The sequence below is a fragment of the Micromonospora yangpuensis genome, from assembly GCF_900091615.1.
Taxonomy (GTDB): domain Bacteria; phylum Actinomycetota; class Actinomycetes; order Mycobacteriales; family Micromonosporaceae; genus Micromonospora; species Micromonospora yangpuensis.
On record NZ_FMIA01000002.1, the window covers coordinates 1 to 23,372 of the forward strand.

General features: G+C 71.8%; 19 protein-coding genes and 7 pseudogenes. 22 read left to right on the plus strand and 4 right to left on the minus strand.

Annotation, left to right across the window (positions count from 1 at the left end; all coding sequences use genetic code 11):
- Nucleotides 1-541: pseudogene (locus GA0070617_RS00135) on the plus strand (prephenate dehydratase); the annotation flags it as partial.
- A gap of 91 nt (nucleotides 542-632) precedes the next feature.
- Here the strand turns inward: GA0070617_RS00135 and GA0070617_RS00140 are convergent.
- The 3 genes and pseudogenes from GA0070617_RS00140 to GA0070617_RS00150 all read right to left on the minus strand — a co-directional run bounded on the left by GA0070617_RS00140 (nucleotide 633) and on the right by GA0070617_RS00150 (nucleotide 2,439).
- Nucleotides 633-1,348, minus strand: a pseudogene (locus GA0070617_RS00140) (AIM24 family protein).
- Nucleotides 1,349-1,434: 86 nt separating this feature from the next.
- Nucleotides 1,435-1,797: a metallopeptidase family protein gene (locus tag GA0070617_RS00145; protein ID WP_175440377.1), complete on the minus strand. Its 363-nt coding sequence runs from the start codon at nucleotides 1,795-1,797 to the stop codon at nucleotides 1,435-1,437.
- Between the two features lie 211 nt (nucleotides 1,798-2,008).
- Nucleotides 2,009-2,439: pseudogene (locus GA0070617_RS00150) on the minus strand (OsmC family protein).
- Nucleotides 2,440-2,714: 275 nt separating this feature from the next.
- Here GA0070617_RS00150 and GA0070617_RS00155 point away from each other — a divergent pair.
- The 19 genes and pseudogenes from GA0070617_RS00155 to GA0070617_RS00240 all read left to right on the plus strand — a co-directional run.
- Nucleotides 2,715-3,418, plus strand: a pseudogene (locus GA0070617_RS00155) (hypothetical protein); the annotation flags it as partial.
- Between the two features lie 316 nt (nucleotides 3,419-3,734).
- A pseudogene (locus GA0070617_RS29500) lies at nucleotides 3,735-3,875 on the plus strand (HAD family hydrolase); the annotation flags it as partial.
- Nucleotides 3,863-4,456 (plus strand): annotated as a pseudogene (locus tag GA0070617_RS00160) (sodium:solute symporter family transporter); the annotation flags it as partial. The pseudogenes GA0070617_RS29500 and GA0070617_RS00160, both read left to right, overlap by 13 nt.
- Nucleotides 4,457-4,602: 146 nt before the next feature.
- Nucleotides 4,603-5,367: an ABC transporter ATP-binding protein gene (locus tag GA0070617_RS00165; protein WP_091432269.1), complete on the plus strand. Its 765-nt coding sequence runs from the start codon at nucleotides 4,603-4,605 to the stop codon at nucleotides 5,365-5,367.
- Nucleotides 5,352-7,058: an ABC transporter permease gene (locus GA0070617_RS00170; RefSeq protein ID WP_373868332.1), complete on the plus strand. Its 1,707-nt coding sequence runs from the start codon at nucleotides 5,352-5,354 to the stop codon at nucleotides 7,056-7,058. The genes GA0070617_RS00165 and GA0070617_RS00170 overlap by 16 nt, the downstream gene beginning before the upstream one ends.
- Before the next feature lie 47 nt (nucleotides 7,059-7,105).
- Nucleotides 7,106-7,762 (plus strand): hypothetical protein, encoded by a 657-nt coding sequence (locus tag GA0070617_RS00175; RefSeq protein WP_091432274.1) that lies wholly within the window; start codon nucleotides 7,106-7,108, stop codon nucleotides 7,760-7,762.
- Between the two features lie 47 nt (nucleotides 7,763-7,809).
- The gene (locus tag GA0070617_RS00180) at nucleotides 7,810-8,325 is read left to right on the plus strand and encodes an SRPBCC family protein (protein ID WP_091432277.1); all 516 of its coding nucleotides are present in this window, start codon (nucleotides 7,810-7,812) and stop codon (nucleotides 8,323-8,325) included.
- A 6-nt stretch (nucleotides 8,326-8,331) separates the two neighbouring features.
- A pseudogene (locus GA0070617_RS00185) lies at nucleotides 8,332-8,886 on the plus strand (flavin reductase family protein); the annotation flags it as partial.
- Between the two features lie 438 nt (nucleotides 8,887-9,324).
- Complete coding sequence (locus GA0070617_RS00190) at nucleotides 9,325-9,672, plus strand: DUF485 domain-containing protein (protein WP_091432283.1); 348 nt, start codon at nucleotides 9,325-9,327, stop codon at nucleotides 9,670-9,672.
- A complete protein-coding gene (locus GA0070617_RS00195; RefSeq protein ID WP_091432286.1) occupies nucleotides 9,669-11,345 on the plus strand; it encodes a solute symporter family protein in 1,677 nt (558 codons plus the stop codon). The genes GA0070617_RS00190 and GA0070617_RS00195 overlap by 4 nt, the downstream gene beginning before the upstream one ends.
- 145 nt (nucleotides 11,346-11,490) lie before the next feature.
- Complete coding sequence (locus tag GA0070617_RS00200; RefSeq protein ID WP_091432290.1) at nucleotides 11,491-12,468, plus strand: NAD-dependent epimerase/dehydratase family protein; 978 nt, start codon at nucleotides 11,491-11,493, stop codon at nucleotides 12,466-12,468.
- A gap of 77 nt (nucleotides 12,469-12,545) precedes the next feature.
- A complete protein-coding gene (locus GA0070617_RS00205) occupies nucleotides 12,546-13,766 on the plus strand; it encodes an LCP family protein (protein ID WP_091432293.1) in 1,221 nt (406 codons plus the stop codon).
- Between the two features lie 224 nt (nucleotides 13,767-13,990).
- Nucleotides 13,991-15,214, plus strand: coding sequence for an LCP family protein (locus tag GA0070617_RS00210; RefSeq protein ID WP_091432307.1), 1,224 nt, complete (start codon nucleotides 13,991-13,993; stop codon nucleotides 15,212-15,214).
- 75 nt (nucleotides 15,215-15,289) lie between these two features.
- Nucleotides 15,290-16,333, plus strand: coding sequence for an LCP family protein (locus GA0070617_RS00215; RefSeq protein ID WP_444980277.1), 1,044 nt, complete (start codon nucleotides 15,290-15,292; stop codon nucleotides 16,331-16,333).
- Between the two features lie 62 nt (nucleotides 16,334-16,395).
- Complete coding sequence (locus GA0070617_RS00220) at nucleotides 16,396-16,731, plus strand: rhodanese-like domain-containing protein (protein WP_091432311.1); 336 nt, start codon at nucleotides 16,396-16,398, stop codon at nucleotides 16,729-16,731.
- A gap of 13 nt (nucleotides 16,732-16,744) precedes the next feature.
- Nucleotides 16,745-17,527 (plus strand): glycerophosphodiester phosphodiesterase, encoded by a 783-nt coding sequence (locus GA0070617_RS00225; RefSeq protein WP_091432314.1) that lies wholly within the window; start codon nucleotides 16,745-16,747, stop codon nucleotides 17,525-17,527.
- Between the two features lie 44 nt (nucleotides 17,528-17,571).
- On the plus strand, nucleotides 17,572-19,029 hold the full coding sequence (locus GA0070617_RS00230) for a PAS domain-containing sensor histidine kinase (protein WP_091432244.1): 1,458 nt from the start codon (nucleotides 17,572-17,574) through the stop codon (nucleotides 19,027-19,029).
- Nucleotides 19,030-19,092: 63 nt separating this feature from the next.
- Nucleotides 19,093-19,506 carry an ATP-binding protein gene (locus GA0070617_RS00235; RefSeq protein WP_175440378.1) on the plus strand — a complete coding sequence of 138 codons (414 nt, stop codon included), beginning with the start codon at nucleotides 19,093-19,095 and terminating at the stop codon, nucleotides 19,504-19,506.
- Between the two features lie 99 nt (nucleotides 19,507-19,605).
- A complete protein-coding gene (locus tag GA0070617_RS00240) occupies nucleotides 19,606-20,490 on the plus strand; it encodes a DUF5926 family protein (protein ID WP_091432247.1) in 885 nt (294 codons plus the stop codon).
- On the opposite strand, the gene GA0070617_RS00245 is transcribed toward GA0070617_RS00240, so the two are convergent.
- Nucleotides 20,476-21,756 carry an arginine deiminase gene (locus tag GA0070617_RS00245; protein WP_091432250.1) on the minus strand — a complete coding sequence of 427 codons (1,281 nt, stop codon included), beginning with the start codon at nucleotides 21,754-21,756 and terminating at the stop codon, nucleotides 20,476-20,478. The genes GA0070617_RS00240 and GA0070617_RS00245 overlap by 15 nt on opposite strands.
- A gap of 159 nt (nucleotides 21,757-21,915) precedes the next feature.
- Here GA0070617_RS00245 and GA0070617_RS00250 point away from each other — a divergent pair, with 159 nt between their 5' ends.
- Nucleotides 21,916-22,656, plus strand: coding sequence for a hypothetical protein (locus tag GA0070617_RS00250; protein WP_091432300.1), 741 nt, complete (start codon nucleotides 21,916-21,918; stop codon nucleotides 22,654-22,656).
- A gap of 175 nt (nucleotides 22,657-22,831) precedes the next feature.
- Entirely contained in the window at nucleotides 22,832-23,284 is a 453-nt protein-coding gene (locus GA0070617_RS00255; protein WP_091432254.1) for a hypothetical protein, read from the plus strand.
- Nucleotides 23,285-23,372: the final 88 nt, after the last annotated feature.

Consider the following 23,372-nt stretch of genomic DNA (forward strand, 5'->3'; position numbering starts at 1 on the left):
CCAACGGCGCGGCGGCAGCCGGCGCGGCCACCGGCGAGTACGACGCGGCGATCTGCGCCCCGATCGGGGCGGCCCGGCACCGGCTGGCCGTGATGGCCGACAAGATCGCCGACCATCCGGACGCGGTCACCCGGTTCGCCCTCGTCTCCCGCCCCGGCCCACCACCACCGGCCACCGGCGACGACCTCACCTCGCTGGGTCTACATCGCCCACGACCGGGTGGGCGCGCTGCTGTCGGTGCTGATGGAGTTGGCCGTCCGGGGTGAACCTGACCCGGATCGAGTCCCGCCCCACCGGGGAGGCCCTGGGCCGGTACGTCTTCTTCCTCGACTGTGCCGGGCACGTGGCGGACGCCCGGCTCGGTGAGGCGCTGCAGGGGCTGCGTCGGGTCTGCGCGGACGTACGCTTCCTCGGCTCGTACCCCCGGCACCGCTGGACCGCGACGGACGAAGACCGGCCGGTGCCGGCCCCGGCCGGTCTCTCCGACGCCGACTACACCGATGCGGCGGCCTGGCTGGCCCGGCTACGCACCGGCGAGTGAGGCACCGCGCGGGCCGGGTTAACGCGCGGGCCGGGTTAAGAGGGGGCCCCTGCGCTACCGGAAGCGTTGACCGGGGGCCCTTCCCTACCGCTCAGCTGAGGAGGCTGCCGAGGCCGCCGCGCTGCTCCTGCTGGCCGCTGCCGGTCACCGGTGCCTCCTCGGAGGGCTGCACCACCACGAACCCCTGCCCGGCGAAACTCATCGTGAAAGCCTCACCGGTACGCCGGCCGAGCAGGGTGCCCAGCCCGAGCTGCTCGGCCCGTGGTAGCCGGTCTGCAGGCTGGCCGACCAGCAGACCGCCGCCTGCGGGTCGACGTAGGTGGGTGCGTCGACACTGAGCACCACCGGGGTGCCCTTGGTGGTGATGGCGATCCGGCCGTGCCCGGTGAAGACGCAGTTGAACAGGCCGGACGACGCCATCCCGGCCCCGCCGACCATCCGGACGTCGTACTGCAGGCCGGAGTCGAAGGCCAGCACGCTGGAGCCGTTGATGGAGAGCGCGTCCCCCGGCTCCAGGTCGATGATGTGCACGTCCTTGGCGAAGTCGGCGAGGAAGAGGTCACCCACGCCGGTGACCTTCATCAGCGGGACACCCTCGCCGGTGAGTTTCTGCTTGAGGAACTTGCCGAGCCCGCCGGAGCCGAGCGCCTGGAACTGCATCTGCCCCTGATAGGCGACCATCGACCCGACCCGGGCCATCGTCTCCCCGTTGAGGGCGATCTTCAACATCTTGGAGTTCTGCAGCCGCATACCGGGCTGCGCGGACTCCCTCTCCAGGTTCTCCGCGGAGAACAGCTCGCTGCGCATGGTGAAGGTGCCTCCTGATTCGCGTACCTGCCTGTGAAGGTAGGTCAGCGCCGCAACCGGCCGGCATCCGCCGAACCGGCAGCAGGTCAGCCCCAGCCCAGCTCGTGCAGCCGCTCGTCGTCGATGCCGAAGTGGTGGGCGATCTCGTGCACCACGGTCACCGCCACCTCCTCGACGACGTCTTCGTCGGAGTCGCAGATCCGCAGGATCGGTCGGCGGTAGATGAAGATCCGGTCCGGCAGCACCCCGGCGTAGTCCCAGCCCCGGTCGGTGAGGGCGTGGCCCTCGTAGAGGCCGAGCAGCTCCGGCTCGCCCGGTGGCGAGTCGTCCTCCACCAGGATCACCACGTTGCTCATCAACCCGAGCAGTTCCTCGGGCACCTCGTCGAGCGCCTCACCTACCAGTTCCTCGAAACGTTCTCGGCTCATCTCGACGGGCACGTCGTCCATTCTGCCGGCAGCCGGGCCGGAACGCCGGGCGGCGACCGATGCCGGGGACCGGGCGGGTTCGTCAGGCGACGGCCAGGCTTCGCCGGGTCGGCCGGCGGGGCAGCGGCCGGACGGGAGCAAGGGCCGGCCGGGGTGGCGAGGTCGAGGGATGCCCGACCGCCCGCCCGGAGGCGGGGCGGCCGGGTGCCCGTCGAACAGAAAGCGGTGTACGTCAGGCGGCGAGGCGCGCGCTGAGACTGATCTGCGCGCCCGGAGAGAGCAGCCGCGAGATCGGGCAGTTCTCCTTGGCGGCCTCGGCGAGCTTGGTGAACTGGGCCTCGTCGAGGCCCGGCACCTGGCCGACCGTCTCCAGGTCGATCCGGGTGACCGTCATACCGGCGTCGGTCTTGTCCAGGTGGACCTTGGCGGTGGTCTGCACCGAGGTGGCCGGCGAGCCGGCGTCGGCCAGCCCCTTGCTGAGCGCCATCGAGAAACAACCGGCGTGGGCCGCGCCGATCAACTCCTCGGGTTGGTCCCCTCGCCCTCCTCGAAGCGCGACTTGAACGAGTAGTTCCCGGCGAGGCCGCCCTTGCCGGTGCTGATGGTCCCGGACCCCTCGGTGAGGGTGCCCTGCCACTGTGCGGATGCGGTACGGATAGGCATTCCCCGACGCTAACCGACGCCGGGTCCAGCGGCGACCGTCCCACCGACTCGGTGCCCGCCCGCCGGTCCGCCCCGCCCGCCACGGGCGGGCCACGACACGGCAGGTACGACATCCGCGGGCCAGGGCGTCGGAGGGTCGGGACCCGGCCGGCGACCGCCGGTTGTGTCATGATTCGGCGGGAGGCCGACGGCCGGGTCCAGCCCCGGCACGGCCGGGTCCAGCGGCAACGCGGGTCCACCGACGGCTCAGGCTCGCGCAGGCGGAAGGGTGGCCGATGTCCCAGGATCTTCCCGTTCCCCGGCAGAACGACCGCTCCGACGGGCCGGCCGTCCTGGAATGGGGACCGGACGAGCCGGCGGCACCGTCGTCGGGTCGTTTCGGGCGTACGCTCGCCGGCCTTGGCCGGGACCGACGGCTACCGCCGGTGCTGGCCGGGTTGGGCGCGGTTGCCGCGATGGCCTCGCTGGTCGGCGAGTGGCTGGTGATGACCGTGCCGGACAGCGGCCCCGGGGCGGACACGGTCCTGCGGGTGCCCGGCAACGTCTCCGAGGTCGGCGGCTTCGGGCCGGTTACCTGGTCGGCCTGCTGGTGCTGAGCGCTGTGGTGGTCCTCGCGCTGGCCGGCACCCCGGCGGTACGGCCCAACGCCCGGTTGGCCGGGTTGGCGCTCACCGGAGCGCTGCTGGCGCTGCTGGTGGCCACGGCCTTCTCGCTCGACGAGCCGAGCCAGCGCACCCTCTTCTACTCCCCCGAGGACGGCTTCCAGGTCGAGTACGGTCGCGGCCTGGTGATGGCCTTCGTCGGCTGCCTCCTGCTCGTGGCGGCGCTACAGCTCAGCGGCCAGGCCACCGAGGCACCGACCGACAGCCCCGGATGGCGGTGGCCTGGTCGCCGGGACCGCCCGCAACCGGACGACGACGAGCTGCCCGCTCCGGCCGACCTCACCGTCGGACCCGCCGTCCCGTTCGCCCGCCCCGAACCCCAGCCTGACCGCACCATCCCACCCCGACACCCACCCCACCGCACCCCGGCGCCCGCCGCACAGGATCTTTCAGGCACGTAGGGGAGCAGCCCCACGGGTGGCGGGGCAGGGGCAGCGGAGGACGGGCGGACGGAGTGCGGGGCAGTGGCTGGTCAGGTGGTCACCGGGTGGTCGCCGCGGGTTGGTGCCCGATTCGCGCGGAAGCCATGGTTGCGACCGGTTCACCGAGGTACGGTTGCTGCCCGCCGTTGGAGGATCGGAGGCACCGACGACCGGACGACCGGGCCCGACGGCGGCGGGCGAAGGAGGAGCCATGACCCGCCCGGGACTACCCAAACTGATCGCCACCGACCTCGACGGGACGTTGGTACGCAGCGACGACACGGTGTCCGCGTACACCCATGGTGTGCTGGACCGGGTCCGGGCCGCCGGCATCCCGGTGGTCGGCGCGACGCCGTGGTGGTGCTGCTGCCCGGGGCGGCCCTCGGCGACGGCACCACCGGCCGGCTGCTCGCCGCGCTGGTCGCCGCCGGGGCGTTCGCGGCCTTCCTCTCCACCTCGTCCGGCCTGCTCACCAGCGTCGCCGGGGTGATCTGGACCGACGTGCTGGGCCGCGGCTCGGTGCGCGACTTCCGGCTCGCCACGGTGATCGCCGGTGGGATCCCGGCCGCGCTGGCGCTGAACGTCTCCGGGCTGGACGTGTCGCAGGTGGTCGGGCTGGCCTTCGCGGTAGCCGCGTCCAGCTTCTGCCCGCTGCTGGTGCTCGGCATCTGGTGGCGCGGCCTGACCGACCTGGGCGCCACCGCCGGAGTGCTCGCCGGTGGCGGCGCGGCGATCACCGCCGCCCTGGTCACCGTGCTCGGCCCACCGCTGTCGGGCTGGCCGGCCACGCTCGTCGCCCAGCCCGCCGCCTGGACGGTGCCGCTGGCCTTCTCGGTGATGATCGCGGTGTCGATGCTCACCCGCCGCCATGCCCCCACCGACGTCGCCACCATCATGCTCCGCCTCCACACCCCCGAAGCCCTCCGCCTGTAAGGAAGGGCCCCCTGTTAACGCTTTTCGTATAGCGGGGCACCCCTCTCACCGCCCACCGGGGCGGACGAAGCTCCTGCCTGGGGAGGAGACACAGGTCGTACCGCGGCGGGATCAGCCGGTGGCGGTCGCGGGCTAGGGTCGCAGGCATGACTGAGGAGCACCGGGCGCTCGCGCTGCGCGGGCTGGTCAAGCGGTTCGACAGCAAGGTGGCGGTCGCCGGCGTCGACCTGGACGTGCCGACCGGGTCGTTCTACGGCCTGCTCGGCCCGAACGGCGCGGGCAAGACCACCACCCTGTCGATGGCCGTCGGCCTGCTGCGCCCCGACGGTGGCCAGGCCCAGGTGCTCGGGTACGACGTCTGGACCGACCCGGTACGCGCCAAGCAACTACTCGGCGTGATGCCCGACGGGGTACGCCTCTTCGACCGGCTCGACGGGGCGGAGCTGCTGGCGTACCACGGCTTGTTGCGCGGCATGGACCCGGCGGTGGTGGACCGGCGCGCGGCCGAGCTGCTGGACGTCCTCGCGCTCGGCGACGCCGGCCGGACGCTGGTGGTCGACTACTCGGCCGGCATGAAGAAGAAGATCGGCCTGGCCTGCGCGCTGCTGCACGGCCCCCGGCTGCTGGTACTGGACGAGCCGTTCGAGGCGGTCGACCCGGTCTCCGCCGCGCTGATCCGCGACATCCTGCACCGGTACGTCACCGGTGGCGGGACGGTGGTCTTCTCCAGCCACGTCATGGAGGTCGTCGAGCGGCTCTGCTCGCACGTGGCGATCCTCGCCGACGGGGTGATCAAGCGGGTCGGCACCATCGACGAGGTACGCGCCGGCCGGGCGCTGGAGGACGTCTTCGTCGAGGTGGTCGGTGGTCGGACCGCGACGGGTGAGGAGTTGGCGTGGCTGTCCCGGTGACCACCCCGCCGGTCGTCGCGCCCACCGAACACCTCCGGCCGGTCCGGGCCCGACACTTCGTCCGGCTGAAGCTGCGGGTGACCAGGAACAATCTCCGAGGCCAGAGCTGGCGCGTGGCGCTGTTCGTACTCGGGGTGTTCTTCGGTCTCTGGTTCGCGGTGGGTGGCTTCTTCCTGTTCGCCGCGCCCGGCCTGGCCGACGGCGGCCGGTACGCGATCCTGGCCGGTGCGCTCGGCGGCGGCCTGGTGACCCTGGGCTGGCTGGTCCTGCCGCTGGTCTTCTTCGGGGTGGACGAGACGCTCGACCCGGCCCGGTTCGCGCTGCTGCCGCTGAGCCGGCGGACCCTGGTCACCGGGCTCTGCGCCGCCGCCCTGGTCAGCGTGCCGATGGTGGCGGCGCTTGTCGCGTTCGCCGGGCTGGTGCTCACCGCCGGCCTGCTCGGCGGCTGGGCGGCGGCCGTGGTCTGCGTACTCGGGGTGCTCTCCGGGTTGTTGCTCTGCGTCGCCGGCAGTCGGGCGTTGACCAGCGCGTTCGCCACCATGCTCCGGTCCCGTCGGGTCCGTGACCTGGCGGCCGTCCTGCTCGCGGTGCTGGCGGCCATGCTCGCCCCGATCCAGCTCGCGCTCACCGCCGCGCTACGCGACGCGGACTGGGACCGGCTGCTGGGGATCGCCCGGGTGGTCGGCTGGACCCCGCTCGGCGCACCGTGGAGCGCCGGCATCGAGGTGGCCGAGGGACGGGCCTGGGCCGCCGCGCTGAAGTTGCTGATCACCGGGGTGAGCGTCGCGGCACTGTTGCTCTGGTGGTCCCGGTCGTTGGAGTCGGCGATGACCGGTACGGCCAGCGCCGGTGCCGCCCCGGCCCGCCGTGGCCCGGCCGGCACCGCCGTGGCCCGGCTGTTTCCCCGGCCGCTGGGCTGGCTCGGGCGGACCCGGTTCGGTGCGCTGGTGGCCCGCGAGTGCCGGTACTGGTGGCGGGACGCCCGCCGCCGGGCCAACCTGATCACCCTCGTGATGGTCGGGATCTTCGTGCCGGTGATGATCAACGTTGGCGGCGCCGGTTTCGTCTTCGACAGCGAGCAGGGGTTCAGCTCCGCCGGTCCGACCTCACCGCTGACGGCAAGCGTGTCGATGGTCTTCGTCGGGGTGCTGGCCGCGGTGACGCTCGCCAACCAGTTCGGTTTCGACGGCAGCGCGTACGCGGCGAACGTGGTCGCCGGGGTGCCCGGCCGGGTCGAGTTGCAGGCCCGGATGGTGGCCTTCTCGGCCTACGTGGTGCCGCTGCTGGGGGCGCTCTCGGCCGTCATGGTGCTGGTGCTGGGTGAGCCGGCCTGGATCGGCCTGACGTTGGGCGTCCTCTTCGCCACCTACGGCGGCGGGCTGGCGGTCAACTCCTTCCTGTCGGTGCTGGGCGCGTACTCGCTGCCGGAAACGAGCAACCCGTTCGCGATGAACACCGGCGCGGGGATCGCCCGCAGCATGCTCACCCTGGTGTCGATGATCGTCTCGGCGGTCGTGGCGATCCCGATGCTGGTCGCCGCCGTCCTGCTCGGCGACGCCTGGTACTGGTTCGCGCTACCGGTCGGCGTGGCGTACGGGGTGGGCGCGGCGTGGCTCGGCGCGTACCTGGCCGGAGACGTTCTGGACCGCCGGATGCCGGAGCTGCTCGCGACGGTGACCCCACGCCGCTGAGGATGGGTACACTCCATCCCCATCGACTGGCGGATCGAGGAGGCACGATGTCGCGCCGGACCGGTAAGCCTTCCTACCTGCTGGCCCGCCCCGACAACCGGCGACGTCTCGTCGCGGTCGGCGTGGGGCTCGTCGCGGCGGCGGTCCTGCTGGGCGGTGGCATCGGCTACGGCGTGGGACGACCGGATGCCACCGAGGCCAGCATCGCCGACCTGCGACGCGCCGAGACCGAACGCGACGTACAGCAGATCGCCGACCTCACCGCGCTGGCCCGGCAGACCCGCGACCAGCTCTCGCCCATCCTCACCGCGCTGCGGCCGGACGGACCGGCACCCGACCCGGCGCAGGCCCGCCAGTGGCAGCAGACCATGCGTACGGTCGCCGAGCCGTTCGCCAACCCGCCGTCCGGCAGCACCGCCACCAACGTCGCCCGCGGTGGGCTGCGCAGCGCCGTCGACCAGGCCGCCGTGGCGGTGGACGCGTACGCCCTGGCGGCGGAGTCACCGGCGGCCAACCGCAAGGCGCTCACCGACATCGCGGTCCGGCAGGCGACCCTCGCCGCCACCACCTGGTCGGTGGCCGCGACCCAGCTCGACCAGATCAACATCGACGCGGGCCACGGCCACCAGCACGTCTACCTCGACACCGGTCAGGACGGCGGCGCCTTCACCCCCGACCACGCCCCGGAGGGCACCGGCGGCTGAGCCGACTCGCTCGGGCCGGCCATGGGTGGCGGGCGCACAATGGGGCGATGCCTGTCGTCGAGTCGGTGATCACCGTTCCCGTGGCCCCCGAGCTGGCCTTCGCCGTGTCGCAGACGGTCGCGCCGGTGCGGTACCGCTGGGATCCCTTCGTCCGGGAACAGCACTTCGTCGACGGTGCCACCCGCCCCGGCAAGGGGGTGCGTACCTTCACCCGCTCCCGGCACGGGCTGACCATGGTCAGCGAGTACGTCTCCTTCGCCCCGCCGACCAACGTCGGGATGAAGATGATCCGGGGGCCGTGGTTCTTCGAGATGTTCGCCGGTGGCTGGCGGTTCGCCCCCGGCCCCGAACCGGACACCACGCTCGCCACCTGGCGGTACAGCTTCCGCTGCCGGCCGGCGTTCCTGCGCCCGATCGCCGACCGGGTCGGGGTCTGGCTGCTCGGCCGGGACATCCGCCGGAGAATCACCGGGTACGCCGCCGGCTGCGCCGACGAGCAGGTGCTCGCCGCCGCCCGGGAATCCCTCTCCGGGCCCGCTCAACAGCCGGAGAGTCACGGTTAGCTTCGTGCCCCAGTCCGGCGCGGCACAATGTTTCACGTGAATCATGAGCCGGGTGCCGAGATCCACCACACCGACCCCTTCGCCGTACCCGTCGGTGACCGCTCGCCGGTCCGGCGGTTGCGGGGGCGGCTGGCCGCCCCGGTCACCCTCTGGACGGCGCCCGGCCCGGCCGGGCTGACCGTATCGTCCACGCTGGTCGCCGAGGGCGAGCCGAACCGGCTGCTCGGGCTGATCGATCCGGAGTCGGACCTGTGGGCGGCGGTCGAGGATTCCGGTCGGTTCGCGGTTGCCCAGTTGGGCCCGCCACACCGGCAACTCGCCGACCGTTTCGCCGGCCTCTTCCCGGCCCCGGGTGGCCTCTTCGCCACCGGCGAGTGGACCGAAACGTCGTACGGGCCGGTGCCGGCCGACGCCGGTGGCTGGGCGGGGTGCCGCCTGGACGTCGCCCGCGAATACGGCTGGGGCCTGCTGGTGGAGGCCACGATCGAGACAGTGGAACTGGCCGAGGAGACCGCACCCCTGCTGCATTACCGAGGCCGCTACCACACCCTGAAGGACTGACCGCCCTCGACAGCATCGGACATGCCTGCCGCCGTCACCCGCCCAGCAACGGGCTGCGGGCTGCGGGCTGCGGGCTGCGGGCTGCGGGCTGCGGGCTGCGGGCTGCGGGCTGCGGGCTGCGGGCTGCGGGCTGCGGGCTGCGGGCTGCGGGCTGCGGGCTGCGGGCTGCGGGCTGCGGGCTGCGGGGGCTGACGTTCGGCGGCGGGCGGGGGATGAGCCGGCGAGGTGAGAAGGGTGCCCTGCTATACCGGAAGCGTTAACAAGGGGCCCTTCCTTGCACGGGGGGGACCGTTCGGCGGGGTGACGTGGGTCACTGGGCGCAGCTAGTCGGCCGTTCGGCGCAGCCGTCGACCGGTACCGATCTGGGCCTATCCGGTAGGGCGGTGCGCTTCCTACGGTCGCCCAAACCCCCACGCCTGTGAAGGTGGTGATCCACAGATGTCCACGGACACACCCGCTTCGGCCCCCCACGGGCCCGAGCGGTACCTCGCCGTACAACGGTCGGACGAGTTCGCCGGGTTGCGTCGCGCGCTGCGCGGCTTCGTCTTCCCGATGACCGTCGCGTTCTTCCTGTGGTACGCGCTCTACGTCATTCTCTCCGCGTACGCCCGGGGCTTCATGGGCACGAAACTGTTCGGCACCAACATCAACGTGGCGCTGATCTTCGGCCTGCTCCAGTTCGTCTCGACGTTCCTGATCGCCTGGTTCTACTCGCGGTACGCCGACCGGAAGATCGACCCGATCGCCGACAAGATCCGCGGCGAGCTCACCGGAGGTGAGTCGTGAGCGCACTCTTCGCGGCGGAGGCCAGCGGCGGTGGTACCGCCCGTACGCTGACCATCACGCTGTTCCTGCTGCTGGTGGCCGGCACCCTGGCGATCACCATCTGGGCCAGCCGGCAGACCAAGACGGCGACGGACTTCTACGCCGGCGGCCGGTCCTTCACCGGCTTCCAGAACGGTCTGGCCATCGGCGGCGACTACATGTCGGCCGCCTCGTTCCTCGGCATCGCCGGCCTGATCGCCCTGTACGGCTACGACGGCTTCCTCTACTCGATCGGCTTCCTGGTCGCCTGGTTGGTCGCGTTGCTGCTGGTGGCGGAGCTGCTGCGGAACTCCGGCCGGTACACCATGGCCGACGTGCTGGCGTTCCGGATGCGGCAGCGTCCGGTGCGGACGGCGGCGGCGGTCTCCACCATCACGGTGTCGATCTTCTACCTGCTGGCCCAGATGGTCGGGGCGGGCGCGTTGGTGGCGCTGCTGCTCGGCATCCGGCCGGGGACCACGTTCCTCGGCATGGGCGCCGACACCGCCAAGGTCGCCACGATCGTGCTGGTCGGCGCACTGATGATCATCTACGTCACGGTCGGCGGGATGAAGGGCACCACCTACGTGCAGATCGTCAAGGCGGTGCTGCTGATGGGTGGCACGCTGCTGATGACCATCCTGGTGTTGGCCAAGTACAACTTCAACCTCTCCGCGCTGCTCGGCGACGCGGCGGCCTCGTCGGGTCAGGGCACCGCATTCCTGGAACCCGGGCTGCGGTACGGCGTGGAGGTCGCCGGCAACGCGACGCAGACGTTCTACAACAAGGTGGACCTGCTCTCGCTCGGCATCGCGCTGGTGCTCGGCACGGCCGGCCTACCGCACATCCTGATCCGGTTCTACACCGTGCCCACCGCCAAGGCCGCCCGCAAGAGCGTGCTCTGGGCGATCGGCATCATCGGCACGTTCTACCTGTTCACCCTGGCCCTCGGCTTCGGCGCGGCGGCGCTGGTCGGCAGCGAGGCAATCGTCGCGCAGGACAAGGCCGGCAACACGGCGGCGCCGCAGCTCGCCGAGCGGCTGGGCATCGACTTCTTCGGCGGGGACATCGGTGGCGCGGCCATGCTGGCGATCATCGCGGCGGTCGCCTTCGCCACCATCCTGGCGGTGGTGGCCGGGCTGACCCTGGCCTCCTCGTCCAGCCTGGCGCACGACTTCTACGCCAACGTGATCAAGCGGGGCGAGGCGTCCGAGCGGCAGGAGGTGAACGTCGCGCGGATCTCGGCCTTCGTCATCGGCGCGGTCGCCATCGTACTGTCGATCTTCGCGCAGAACCTGAACGTGGCCTTCCTGGTGGCGCTGGCCTTCGCGGTGGCCGCCTCCGGCAACCTGCCGGCGATCCTGTACAGCCTGTTCTGGAAGCGGTTCAACACCTCGGGCGCGGTCTGGTCGATCTACGGCGGTCTGCTGGCGGCGGTGCTGCTGGTGTTCTTCTCACCGGTGGTCTCCGGCGCGCCGACGGCGATGTTCCCGGATCACGACTGGCAGTGGTTCCCGCTGTCCAACCCGGGCATCCTCTCCATCCCGTTCGGTTTCCTCTGCGGCTGGATCGGCACCGTCATCTCCAAGGAGCACGACGAGGACAAGTACGCGGAGTTGGAGGTGCGCTCGCTTACCGGCGCCGGCGCGCACTGAGCCGGACCTGGCCGCGCCCCGGCCGGCCCGCCGGTCGCAGTTCACCGGCACCCTGTCCGCGCCACTCGAGCCGACGGTGAGAGGGGTCCCCTGCTATACGCCAGGCGTTAACAGGGGGCCCTTCCTTTATCGGTAGGGTGCGGGTATGAAGGTTGCTCCGCGCTTCGGTACCGGTCATCGTGTCCTCGTCACCGGGGGGGCCGGTTTCGTGCCGTCGCACCTGGTCGACTCGCTCGTCGCCCGGGGCTGCGCGGTGGTGGTGCTCGACAACTTCGTCACCGGGTCCAAGGAGAACGTCGCCCACCTGGTCGACCGGCCGGGCTTCACGCTGGTCGAGGCGGACATCTCCGACGGGCTGCCGACCGACCACCCGGCCCTGGCCGAGCGCTTCGACGCCATCCTGCACATGGCCTCGCCGGCCAGCCCGACCGACTTCGCCACCCTGCCGGTGGAGATCCTGCGGGTCGGTTCGGTCGGCACCCTGCACCTGCTGGAGCGCGCGGTCGCCGACGGTGCCCGGTTCCTGATGGCCTCCACCAGCGAGGCGTACGGCGATCCGCTGGAGCACCCGCAACCGGAGACGTACTGGGGCAACGTCAACCCGATCGGGGTACGCAGCGTCTACGACGAGGCCAAGCGGTTCTCCGAGGCGGCCACCATGGCCTACCACCGGTACCGGGGGCTGGACGCGGCGATCGTCCGGATCTTCAACACGTACGGGCCGCGGATGCGCCCGGACGACGGTCGGGCCATCCCCACCTTCATCTCCCAGGCGCTGCGCGGTGAGCCGATCACCGTGCACGGTACGGGGAACCAGACCCGCTCGATCTGTTTCGTCGACGACCTGGTGCGGGGCATCCTGCTGCTGCTCGACTCGACCGAGACCGGCCCGGTCAACTGCGGCACCGAGCACGAGCTGACCATGCGGCAACTGGCTGAGTTGATCGTGTCACTCTCCGGCAGCAGCTCCGAGGTGACCTACGTCACTCGGAGTGCCGACGATCCGGAGAAGCGCCGACCGGACCTCACCCGCGCCCGGGAACTGCTCGGATACGCCCCGACGGTGGGCCCGGAGGACGGGCTGCGGCGGACCATCGAGCACTTCCGTCAGCGACTGGGGTGACCGGCGCGACACTCGCCGAGGCCAACCTGTACATCGCCTGAGGGCAATACTGGCGCGCGCTACGTACCCTGAGTTACATGTCAGCGACCAGCTCAGCCGGTGATTCGCTTCCGTACCTGCACCGTGGTGCCGGGCGCGCGTCGGTCCCCGGCCCGGCCCGGGGCGCCGGCCGGTCCCGGCCGGCCGCCCAGTGGTACCCGTCGCACGACGACGGCCCGGCGGGCGCCGGCCCGGGTGGGCCGGGCGGGCCACGTCAACCCGACGGACCGGCCGGCCCCGCCCCCCGCGGTCGGCAGCCGCGCTGGCGGCGCGGCGTCCTGGTGGTCGGGGTGGTCGTGCTGGTCCTGGCGCTGGTCGGCGGGGGCGGGGCGTGGTTCTACACCCGCAGCCTCAACAGCGACCTGGCCCGCACCGACCCGTTCTCCGAGATCACCGGCGGCCGGCCGGCGAAGACCGTGGACGGTGCGCTGAACATCCTGCTGGTCGGCAGCGACTCCCGGGACCCGGACGCCCCGGTCGAAGAGGCGAGCAAGTGGCGGGCCGACACGATCATCGTGATGCACATTCCCTCCGACCACCGCTCCGCCTACCTGGTCTCCATTCCCCGGGACCTGTACGTGCCGATCCCGGAGGCGGCCAACGCGGAGTGCGGATCGGGCAACCGAGGCAAGATCAACGCGGCCTTCGCATTCGGTGGACTGCCGCTGGCGGTACGCACCGTGGAGTGCTTCACCGATGTCCGGTTGGACCACGTGATGGCCATCGACTTCGCCGGTTTCAAGCAGGTCACCGATGCCCTCGGTGGGGTCGACCTGAAGGTCGAGCGGACCACCACCTCGATCCACAAGCCGTTCCGGACCTTCGAGAAGGGCACCAACCACATGAACGGCGCCGAGGCCCTGGACTGGATCCGGCAGCGCAAGCAGTTCCCGGACGGTGACTTCGCCCGAATGCGTCACCAGCAGGAGTTCCTCCGCGCGTTGATGGACAAGGCCGCCAGCTCGGGCACCCTGACCAACCCGCCCAAGCTGAACGCGTTCCTGCGGGCGACGACCGACGCGGTCACCGTGGACCAGGGCTTCTCCCTGGCCGACATGGCGCTGCAGTTCCGCAATCTGCGCGGCGAGAACCTCACCTTCGTGACCAGCCCGCACGCGGGCAGCGAGACCATCAACGGCGAGTCGGTGGTGGTCTCCGACCGGGAGAAGGCTCTGGCGATGTACCAGGCCATCACCGCGGACACCATGGCCGAGTGGGTGCAGGCCAACGAGAAGCCCGCCGACTCGGGCGGTAGTTGACGGTTCCGTTTCGAATTCGTTTCGACAGACGTCATCGTCGGTCGGTGACCGTGGGTGCGCGCCGCGCCACCGGTCACCGACCGGTCGTATCCGTCGGTACGTTCGGCCAGTTAATTGAGGCGAGCAGGAAGAACAACGGCAGATTGCCGCCGGGGGAACTCGCCACGAGGGGCCCGGATCCGTAAAGTGATCCCTCCCCTCTTATCACGCGAACTGGAGCACGCATGCCGGTTCAGACCCGCCGTCGATCCTCGGCATCGACGCATCCGAGCGCGGCCGCCAAGGCCTCGGCGGCCATCCCGTCGCAGCGTTCCGGCGGTGGGAAGCCCCCTGGCGACCCGCCGAAGCCGGCGAAGAAGCGCCGTCGCAAGGACCCGCTCTGGGCCCGGATCACCGTCGTGGTCGGCGCGGTGCTGATGGTGACCAGCGGAGCGGCCCTGGCCGGCAGCAAGGCCGTGATCAGCCAGGCCACCGGGAGCATCGCCCAGCGCAACCTGCTCGGTGAGGCGGGCAAGTCCGACGCCGAGGGTGGGGAGAGCCTGGAGGGTCCGATCGACATGCTGCTGCTAGGGGTGGACGCCCGGGAGCGCTGGGCCGCCGACGACGTCCGGGCGGACAGCATCATCGTGCTGCACATCCCCGCCAGCCACGACCAGGCGTACCTGATCTCCATCCCCCGGGACACCGAGGCGGAGATCCCGGAGTTCAGCAAGAGCGGTTACCCCGGCGGCACCGACAAGATCAACGCGGCCTTCCAGGCCGGCGCCCGCAACGGCGGCGGCTGGGAGGGCGGGGCCCAGTTGATGGCCCAGACGATCAAGAAGATGACCGGGGTCAGCTTCGACGGCGCGGCGATCATCAACTTCGGCGGCTTCAAGAGCGTCATCGACGCCCTCGGCACCGTGCGGATCTGCGTCAGCCAGGAGGTCAAGTCGGCCCACATGTCGTACGTGGACGACAAGCCGATGTGGAACGCGGACGCGAAGAAGACCGGCAAGGCCCGTACCCCGGTGGTGCACAAGAAGGGCTGCCGGGAGATGGAGGGCTGGGCCGCGCTGGACTACTCCCGGCAGCGCTACGGGCTGAAGAACGGCGACTACGACCGCCAGCAGAACCAGCAGCAGCTGATCAAGGCGATGGCCCGTAAGGCCACCGAGAAGGGCATCCTCTCCAACCCGGTCAAGCTGCAACAGCTGACCAAGGCGGCCGGCAAGGCGTTCATCCTCGACACCGGCAAGGCCTCCCTGCCCGACCTGGTCTTCACCATGCGGGGGGTCACCGGCAACGAGTTGACCATGCTGCGCACCAACGGCGGCAACTTCCACGGCAACGCCAACGGCCGGGAGACGCTCAGCCCGCAGACCCTGGAGATGTTCCAGGCGGTACGCAGGGACGAGCTGGGCGAGTTCATCTACACCAACCCGGCGATGCTCTCCACCCGGAAGTAGTTTCCCCGAACGCCACTGATCAGGCAGGACGTCTCCGTAGCCTGACGTGAGAGGTATTCACGTCAGGCTACGGAGGTGGGCGCCACGTCCAGGGCGGCACAGACCGGACCCCGGCGCCGGGCCGGGCGACGACGGGCGCCCCGCTGGGCGCGGATCCTACTCGGCGCCGGGCTCGTCCTGGTCCTGCTCGCCGGGGTCGCGGTCGTCGGGCTGCGCCTGCTCGGCGACCGGTACGAACGGACGGTGCTCCGGGAGCAGCTGCTCGACCCGACCGCCCGGCTCGACGGCACCAGCCTCGACGGCCCGCTGAACTACCTGCTCGTCGGCTCCGACCGGCGACCCGGCGACGACAACCCCGCGCAGCGCTCGGACAGCATCCTCATCGTGCACGTGCCGGCCGGGCTGCGCCAGGCGTACCTGATCTCCGTACCCCGGGATCTGCTGGTCACGATCCCACCCGGCGGCGGCTTCACCGGTGGGGAAGACAAGATCAATGCCGCGTACGAACACGGCGGCGGCGGTCAACCGGGTGCCCGGCTGCTGTCGGCGACCCTGACCCGGCTCACCGGACTGCGCTTCGACGGCGCGGCGCTCATCGACTTCGCCGGCTTCCGGACCGTCATCGACCTGCTCGGCGGGGTCCGGATGTGCGTGGACACCGAGGTCCGCTCGATCCACACCGGCACGGTCTTCCGCCCCGGCTGCCAGCAGATGGACGGCCGGCAGGCGCTGGACTACGTCCGGCAGCGCTACGACCTGCCCCGGGGCGACTACGACCGGCAGCACCACCAGCAGCAGCTCCTGCGGGCGATGTTGGAGCGGGCCGGCCAGACCGACCTGCGCCGCGATCCGGTCAAGCTGGACCGGGTACTCCGGGCGGTGGGCAGCGCGCTGACCGTGGACACCAACGGCGTACCCCTGCAGGACCTGCTCTTCGCGCTCCGCGCGCTGCCGGCCGACGCCCTGCACGGCGTGCAGATCCCGTCCTCCCCGCAGACCATCGACGAGGTCTCCTACGTCGTGCTCGACGACGGCGGCACCGGACTGTTCGCCGCACTGCGGGACGAACAGCTCGACGGGTGGGCCGCCGCCAACCCACGCTGGGTCAGCAAGCTGTGACCTCCGTACCGTTCCGCCCGGCCTCCGCCGGATCGACCGGACGAGGATCTAGGTTGGTACCCGTGTTCGGACCCCAGGTACCCACGATGCCCGTGACCGAGATCGCCGACGACACCTACCTGCTCGACGTCCGGGAGGACGACGAGTGGGCGGCCGGCCACGCCCCACAGGCCCATCACCTGCCCATGATGGAGCTGCCTACCCGGCTCGCCGACGTCCCCACCGACCGCGAGGTGGCGGTGATCTGCCGCTCCGGTGGTCGCTCGGCACAGGTGGTGGCGTACCTGATGAACAACGGTTGGGACCAGGTGCGCAACGTGGTCGGCGGGATGGGCGAGTGGGCCACCGCCGGACGACCGGTGGTCGACTCCGACGGGCGACCCGGCCGGGTGCTCTAGGGCCACCGACGTCATGGCCGAACCACTGGTCTTCGCGCACCGCGGCTCCTCCGCCGACCTGCCGGAACACACCCTGGCCGCGTACCTGCGGGCGTTGGCCGACGGCGCCGACGGCCTGGAGTGCGACGTCCGGCTGTCCCGCGACGGACATCTGGTCTGTGTCCACGACCGTCGGCTGGACCGGACCAGCAACGGTCACGGCCTGGTCAGTGCCCGCACCCTCGCCGAGCTGGACCGGTTGGACTTCGGCTCCTGGCATCCCGGCTGCGGGCCCGCCGGGCCGCCGGACGAGTCGCACACCCGGCTGTTGACCCTGCAACGGCTGCTCGACGCCGTGCTGGCCGCCGGCCGCCCGGTCCGGTTGCTGATCGAGACCAAACACCCCTCCCGGTACGGGCGTGACGTCGAACGCCGGCTGGTCGCCCTGCTACGCCGGTACGGCCTGACCGAGCCGGGCCCCGACGATCCGGTACGGGTCACCGTGATGTCCTTCTCCCTGCTGGCCGTGCGCCGGGTCCGGGCGCTGGCACCGCGGCTGCCCACCGTGCTGCTGATGGACCTGCCGCCGCGCTGGCTGCGCCGGGGACACCTGCCGTTCGGCACCCGGATCGCCGGCCCCAACGTCGAGCTGCTGCGTACCCGCCCGTGGCTGGTGCCGGCGCTGCGGGCGGCCGGCCACCAGGTGTACGTCTGGACGGTCAACGAACCGGCCGATCTCGACCTGGCCCTCGCCGCCGGGGTGGACGGGCTGATCACCGACCGGCCCGCGCACACCCTCGCCCGCCTCGGCAGGTGAACCGGGGGGTGCCCGGTGCCTCTCCGACCGGGCACACTCACAGCATGCCGGAGCACACCGATCTCACCGCCCTCATCACCGGCCAACGCACCGCACTGGAGATGCTCAACTCGGGTTCCGCCGCCCTGCCCGCCCTCACCCGGCTGCTCCAGGAGGTCCAGCCGGCCCTCGGCGCGGCGGGCATGGCCTTCGTGGAGTTCACCCCGCAGGGCGGCCGGGTGATCGCCGCGACCGGGGCCAGCGAGTGGACCCTCGGCCGACCACTGCCGGCCTCCGATCCGGCCACCGTCTGCCTGCTCACCGGCCCCAGCGTCCAGCAGGTCCGGATGACCCACCTGCCCGGTCACCTCGCGGGTGAGCTGGCCGAGCGGGGCCTGCGGTGGATGGTCGTCGGCCGGGCCGAACTCGGTGGGGTGACCGTGGGCAGCCTGCACGTGCTCTACCCGGAGGCGCGGGATTCCCTGGACGCCACCGAGCGGGCGGTCGTCGGGTACCTGGCCGCCTGCGTCGCGCACCTGTACGGCGATCGCAACGGGCTGCCCGTACACACCGAGGGGCCGGTGGTGGCGGCGCTGGCCGACGGTCTCGCGGTGGTCGACCCGGACGGCCGGGTACGGCTCTGGAACCCGGCAGCCACGCAGGTCACCGGCCACTCCGCCGCCGAGGCGCTCAACCGTCCGCTGCCGTTCCCGTTGCCGCCGCCCGGCCGGGCGCTGGACCACCGGCTGCCCGACGGCCGCTGGCTGAAGATCAACTCGGGTGAGCTGCCGGGGCCGGGCAACCTGCGGGTGGTCACCTTCCGCGACATCACCGACCAGCAGCGGCGGGACCGGGACCGCGAGTTGTTCGTGGCGGTGACCAGCCACGAACTGCGCACCCCGGTCACCGTGATCAAGGGGTACGCGGACACCCTCTGCAACCACTGGGACTCGCTCACCGACACCGATCGTCGGCAGGCCGCCCTGGTCATCGGTCAACGCGCCAACGAGCTGGCCCGACTGGTCGACCGGCTGCTCTCCTCGGCCGCCGAGGCCGCCCCCGGCGCGGAGCCACCCGCCCGGTTCGACCTCGGTGCGGCCCTACGGGACGCGGTCGCCGACCTGCCCGCCGAGATCCGCGAGCGGCTCCGCCTCGACCTGCCCGCCGACCTGCCCAGGGCCTGCGGGTTCCGGCAGAACCTGGCCACCGTGCTGACCGAGCTGAGCACCAACGCGGGCAAGTACTCCCTGCCCGGCGCACCTATCGAGATCACCGCCGACGCCGACGAGCAGACGGTCGCGTTCCGGGTCAGCGACCGGGGCATCGGCATCCGCCCCGAACACGTGGAACGGGCCTTCGAACGGTTCTGGCAGGGCGAGTCCGGTGACCGGCGTCGGTATCCCGGTGCCGGGCTGGGCCTCTATCTCGTCCGGCAGATCGTGGAACAGCAGAATGGGTGGGTATCACTCCGCCCTCGAGCCGGGGGCGGTACGGTCGCAGAGGTGCGGCTGCCGCGCGGGTGACCGGTGCGGCGACAGGGTGAGAGGGCGACCGTGGAAACGGGACGGACCGAGCGTTCGTGGTGCGTGGTGGTGCCGCACCATGCCGTCGGCGCCCGGTTGGCCCGGCGCCGGTTGGCCGACGAGCTCGTCGACGTCGTACCCCCGCTGCTCCTGCCCGACCTGGTAGCCGTCCTGGCCGAACTGGTAGGCAACGCGGTCCGGCACGCCGACGCGCTGCCCGGCGGGGTGGTCCGGGTCGCCTGGCGGCTCTGGTCGACCCCGCACGGGGTACGCGTCCAGTTGCGGGTCACCGACGGCGGTTCCGCCGACGGCCCGCGGCTGCGGGTGGCCGGGCCGGACGCGGTGGGCGGCCGGGGGCTGCACATCGTGGCCGGACTGTCGACCCGGTGGGGCGTGGACCGCGACGGCCTGGGCCAGAGCGTCTGGGCCGACTTCGAGCCCGCCACCGCCGCCCGGGGAGACTTGGTCCCCACCTGAGCCGGGCCTGGTCGCCCGGGTCGGGTCGGGCTTGGTCGCCGGACCGGGCCGGGCCTGGTCGTCCGGGCCTGGTCGTCGGGTCGTCTAGGCTCTCTCGGCGTGAGCAAGCGTCGAAAGAGTCAGCGGGCCGGCGAGGCCAGCCCGAAGCGCACCAAGGTACGCGACGTCTTCGTACCCCGGCCCTTCGAGGGGTTGGTCGACGAGCCGGAATGGATCGCCCTGCGTGAGCTGGTGCCGGCCGCCTCCGCGCCGCTGCGGCTCACCGAGGACATGGTGGCCGAGCACGGCGACCGCCCGGTGGTCCTGGCCACCGTGCTGCCGATGGCCGCACCGGCGATGAGCCGGGCGGACGGTCAGGTCTTCGTCGGCCTCCAGCGGCACCAGCAGTCCGGCGACGTCTCCCGGGACCTGGCCGAGGCGCTGCTCTGCGCGCTGCGTACCGAGCCGGGTCAGCCGGTCCAGGTGCCCCCGATGCCCGGCGAGGGACCGCGTCTGCAGGACGTCCTCGTCGACGCCCCGCTGGAGATCAGCATGCACGAGGGCTTCGAGTTCTGGCTGGAGCCGGAGGCCGCCGGGAACCCGACCGTGCAGGCGTCGCTGGAGCGCGCCAATGCCGCCGTCTACCCCACCGTGCGGCTCTCGGCGGCGCGGGCCGCGTACTGGTGCCAGGTGCCGGAGAAGGCGCACGTGCGGTGGGTGCTGCCCGACGACGAGGACGCCGCCCTGGACACCCTGGCCCGCCTCGGCGCGGCCGGCACCCTGACCCTCGGCGACCACACCCGCTTCGCCGGCATGTTCCGCGCGCACGGTCGCCTGACGCCGGTCTGGGACCTGCCCCCGGACGTGCCGGCCGCCGAGTGGGAGGACCCGGTGACGCAGTTCGCCAAGCGGTACGCCGAGGCACTGGCCGACCCGACGCCCCTGGACCCCGCGGGCCGCCGGGCGAGGCAGGGCCTGGTAGGCCGCCAACTAACCCTCCGCTGAGGGGTAAGGAAGGGCCCCCTGTACATCAGAAGGCGATAGGAAGGGGCCCTTCCTTACACCTGGGAGGGGGTCGCGGGTGACGGGGCAGGACATGCAGCGGGGGCCGCCCCGGCCGGAGCCCAATTCGGAGCCGGCGATCCGGATCACCTCGATGCCGGCCCGTTCGAGCTGGGCGTTGGTCTCGACATTGCGTTCGTAGCCGACACAGAGCCGGGGCGCCAGGGCGAGGGTGTTGTTGCCGTCGTCCCACTGCTCCCGCTCGGCGGTGACCGGGTCCAGACCGGTGTCGATGACCCGGAGCCGGTCCAGGCCCATCGCGTCGGCGGCGGCGCGCAGGAACGGTGCCGGGCCGCTCACCCGCGGCTCGCCGTCGGGCTCCGCCACCACCGTGTACGCCGCCAGCGTGTCCGCCACGTTCGGGTACATCAGCACGGCGTCCACGTCGACCATGGTGCAGACCGTGTCCAGGTGCATGGTGGCCCGCTCCTGGGCGATCGGGACCACCAGCATGGTGTGGGCCAGGTCGGCGGCGAAGACCTGTCGGGCGAGGCGTTCCGCTCCGGCCGGCGTGGTCCGTTCGCCCACCCCGACGGCGAGCACCCCGGGGGCCATGAGCAGCACGTCACCGCCTTCCAGGTGTTCCAGCCCGGGGTGGTAGACGAGTTCGGTGCCGACGAACCGGGGGTGGTGCCGGTAGATCGCGTCGGTGAGCGTGCTCTCCCGGCGGCGGGCCGGCATGGCCAGGCTGGTGACCGCCACCCGGTCGCCTACCCAGACCGCGGAGTCCCGGGTGAAGAGCAGGTTGGGCAGCGGGTCGATGACGAAGTCGTGCCGGTCCAGCAGGCTGTAGACCAGGCCGCCGGGGCGCTCCGGGCTGATCCGCAGTTCCTCGTGGGCGAGCCCGGCGATGAGCACGTCGGCGAGGGCGGCGGGGTCCAGATAGGCCAGCTGCTCGGCGGTCCGGCGGCGTAGGGCGTCACCGAGCCGGGGCGAAACGAGCACCTGCTCGGTGAGGTGACTGCGGGCGTCGGCGACCGCGAGTGTCTCGGCCAAGAGGTCGGCGAGATACAGCACCTCCACCCCCCGACCGCGCAGCGCGGCGGCGAAGGCGTCATGCTCCTCCTGCGCCCTGCCCACCCATGGGATGGCGTCGAACAGCAGCGAGTCGTTGTTCCGGGGGGTGAGCCGGGCGAGTTCCGGTCCCGGCCGGTGCAGGATGACCGTGCCGAGCACGCCGACTTCGCTGTCCACGTAGTGAGTCACCATGGCAGGGTAGGCAGGGATTGACGGCATGCGGAAAAAGAACCGTGGATGAATACGGCATTCATCCGCACTCACTCCGGCGCTCCGACTTGCCGACCACCGCCCCTGGCGACGTAGGGTAGTGGGGACATAACTTCGAGGGACCTTTTGCCGGAGGTCGCGATGACTGTCTTTCCCGCACGACGAGCCGTACCCACCGGTCGGGCGCTGCCGCCCGCCGATGCCTCCCAGCCCCGGGGCGAGTCCCCCGGTCTGCTGGGAGCGGCTCGACCGACACCCATGGAGTGGGCTCGTCGCCGCCGGGCCGAGCGCGGTGCGCGCCGGCTGGAGGCCGCCGGGGCCCGTGCGCTCGGGCAGCTCGACCATCTCGGGCCCTCCTGGCATGTCGTCGAGTGGCCCCGGACGGACGTGTCCGACCTGCTGCTCGACCACGGCCACGACGAGCGTGCGGGTTACCTCGCCATCGGGCCGAGCGGGCTCTTCGCGATCACCATCGCCGACCACGGCCGGGCCCGGGTGCTGGTCGCCGGGGACGTGGTGCAGATCAACGGCAAGCGTCCGGCGTACGTCCAGGAGACCCGGCGGGACGCCAAGCGGGCCAGCAAGGCGCTCTCCGACGCGGTCGGGCTGCCCATCCCGGTGACGCCGGTGCTGACCTTCGTCGGCTCCGGCGTCATCAGCGTCTACGGCCTGCCGAAGGACTGTCTGATGGCGACCCACCGGGAGCTGGACCGGCTCCTCGTGGCCGGGGGCAACCGGATCAGTCCGGCCACCGCCGACAAGCTGTCCCAGGTCGCGCAGCATCCCGGGACCTGGCTGAACGGCACGTACCGTCCCGCCGCCGACTACCGGTGGTACGACGAGGGCCGAACGGCCGCTGACAAGGCGGCCAACCGCCGGTAACGTCTCGGGCGACGCCACGTGGCCCGTTCCACCGAGCTGTCTCGTCCCTCCGTCCACGCCGTCCGCGTTCGGGTGTCCGGCTCCACCGGCGACCCGGCAGCGCTCCGGCGTGGCCGGGCGGGAAGCACGACGACCGGCTAGCGTGGACGGACCGGCGGTGTACCTAGGAGGCGCGGTGGCCCACGTCGAACTCTCGCTCTCGGAAGCCTTCGTGCCGACCGTACGGGCCGACGAGCCGGAGTACGACAGCCTCCACAGGTGGGCGGCCACCGTCTCACACGCGGCCGAGCCCTGCCTGCTGATCGACGCTGAGACCAGGGTGGTGGCTGTCTCGTCGTCCGGCTGCCGGCTGCTCTGCCTCGGCCGACCGGAGGACGTGATCGGCCTGCCGCTGCTCGACGGTGGCCTCCGGCTGCTCGACTTCACCGCGTACCGGGGTGAGCTGACCGAGCAGGACACCGACAAGATCCCACCGCTGCTGGCCCTGCACTCCGGCCGGCTGGCCCGGGGACTGCTGCGCATCCAGGCCGCCGCCGGCGCGCCGGACGCGACAGTGGACGCCATCTCCACGCCGGTGCTCACCGGCAGCGTGGTCGCCGGCTCGCTCACCTTCCTCTCCGAGGTCTGACGCCCGTCCGCTCCTTCACCGGGGGCCGGATGCCTCCTACGATGAGCTGAGCCACCCGACCACAGCCATGCCCATCGATACAAGGATC

What these genes read in the sequence shown, in the direction of transcription:
- GA0070617_RS00225 (WP_091432314.1), top strand. Translation starts at nt 16,745, where the DNA reads ATGGCCGAACCACTGGTCTTCGCGCACCGCGGCTCCTCCGCCGACCTG.
- GA0070617_RS00175 (WP_091432274.1), top strand. Translation starts at nt 7,106, where the DNA reads ATGTCGCGCCGGACCGGTAAGCCTTCCTACCTGCTGGCCCGCCCCGAC.
- GA0070617_RS00210 (WP_091432307.1), top strand. Translation starts at nt 13,991, where the DNA reads ATGCCGGTTCAGACCCGCCGTCGATCCTCGGCATCGACGCATCCGAGC.
- GA0070617_RS00230 (WP_091432244.1), top strand. Translation starts at nt 17,572, where the DNA reads ATGCCGGAGCACACCGATCTCACCGCCCTCATCACCGGCCAACGCACC.
- GA0070617_RS00200 (WP_091432290.1), top strand. Translation starts at nt 11,491, where the DNA reads ATGAAGGTTGCTCCGCGCTTCGGTACCGGTCATCGTGTCCTCGTCACC.
- GA0070617_RS00145 (WP_175440377.1), bottom strand. Translation starts at nt 1,797, where the DNA reads ATGGACGACGTGCCCGTCGAGATGAGCCGAGAACGTTTCGAGGAACTG.
- GA0070617_RS00165 (WP_091432269.1), top strand. Translation starts at nt 4,603, where the DNA reads ATGACTGAGGAGCACCGGGCGCTCGCGCTGCGCGGGCTGGTCAAGCGG.
- GA0070617_RS00180 (WP_091432277.1), top strand. Translation starts at nt 7,810, where the DNA reads ATGCCTGTCGTCGAGTCGGTGATCACCGTTCCCGTGGCCCCCGAGCTG.
- GA0070617_RS00250 (WP_091432300.1), top strand. Translation starts at nt 21,916, where the DNA reads ATGACTGTCTTTCCCGCACGACGAGCCGTACCCACCGGTCGGGCGCTG.
- GA0070617_RS00190 (WP_091432283.1), top strand. Translation starts at nt 9,325, where the DNA reads ATGTCCACGGACACACCCGCTTCGGCCCCCCACGGGCCCGAGCGGTAC.
- GA0070617_RS00205 (WP_091432293.1), top strand. Translation starts at nt 12,546, where the DNA reads ATGTCAGCGACCAGCTCAGCCGGTGATTCGCTTCCGTACCTGCACCGT.
- GA0070617_RS00245 (WP_091432250.1), bottom strand. Translation starts at nt 21,756, where the DNA reads ATGGTGACTCACTACGTGGACAGCGAAGTCGGCGTGCTCGGCACGGTC.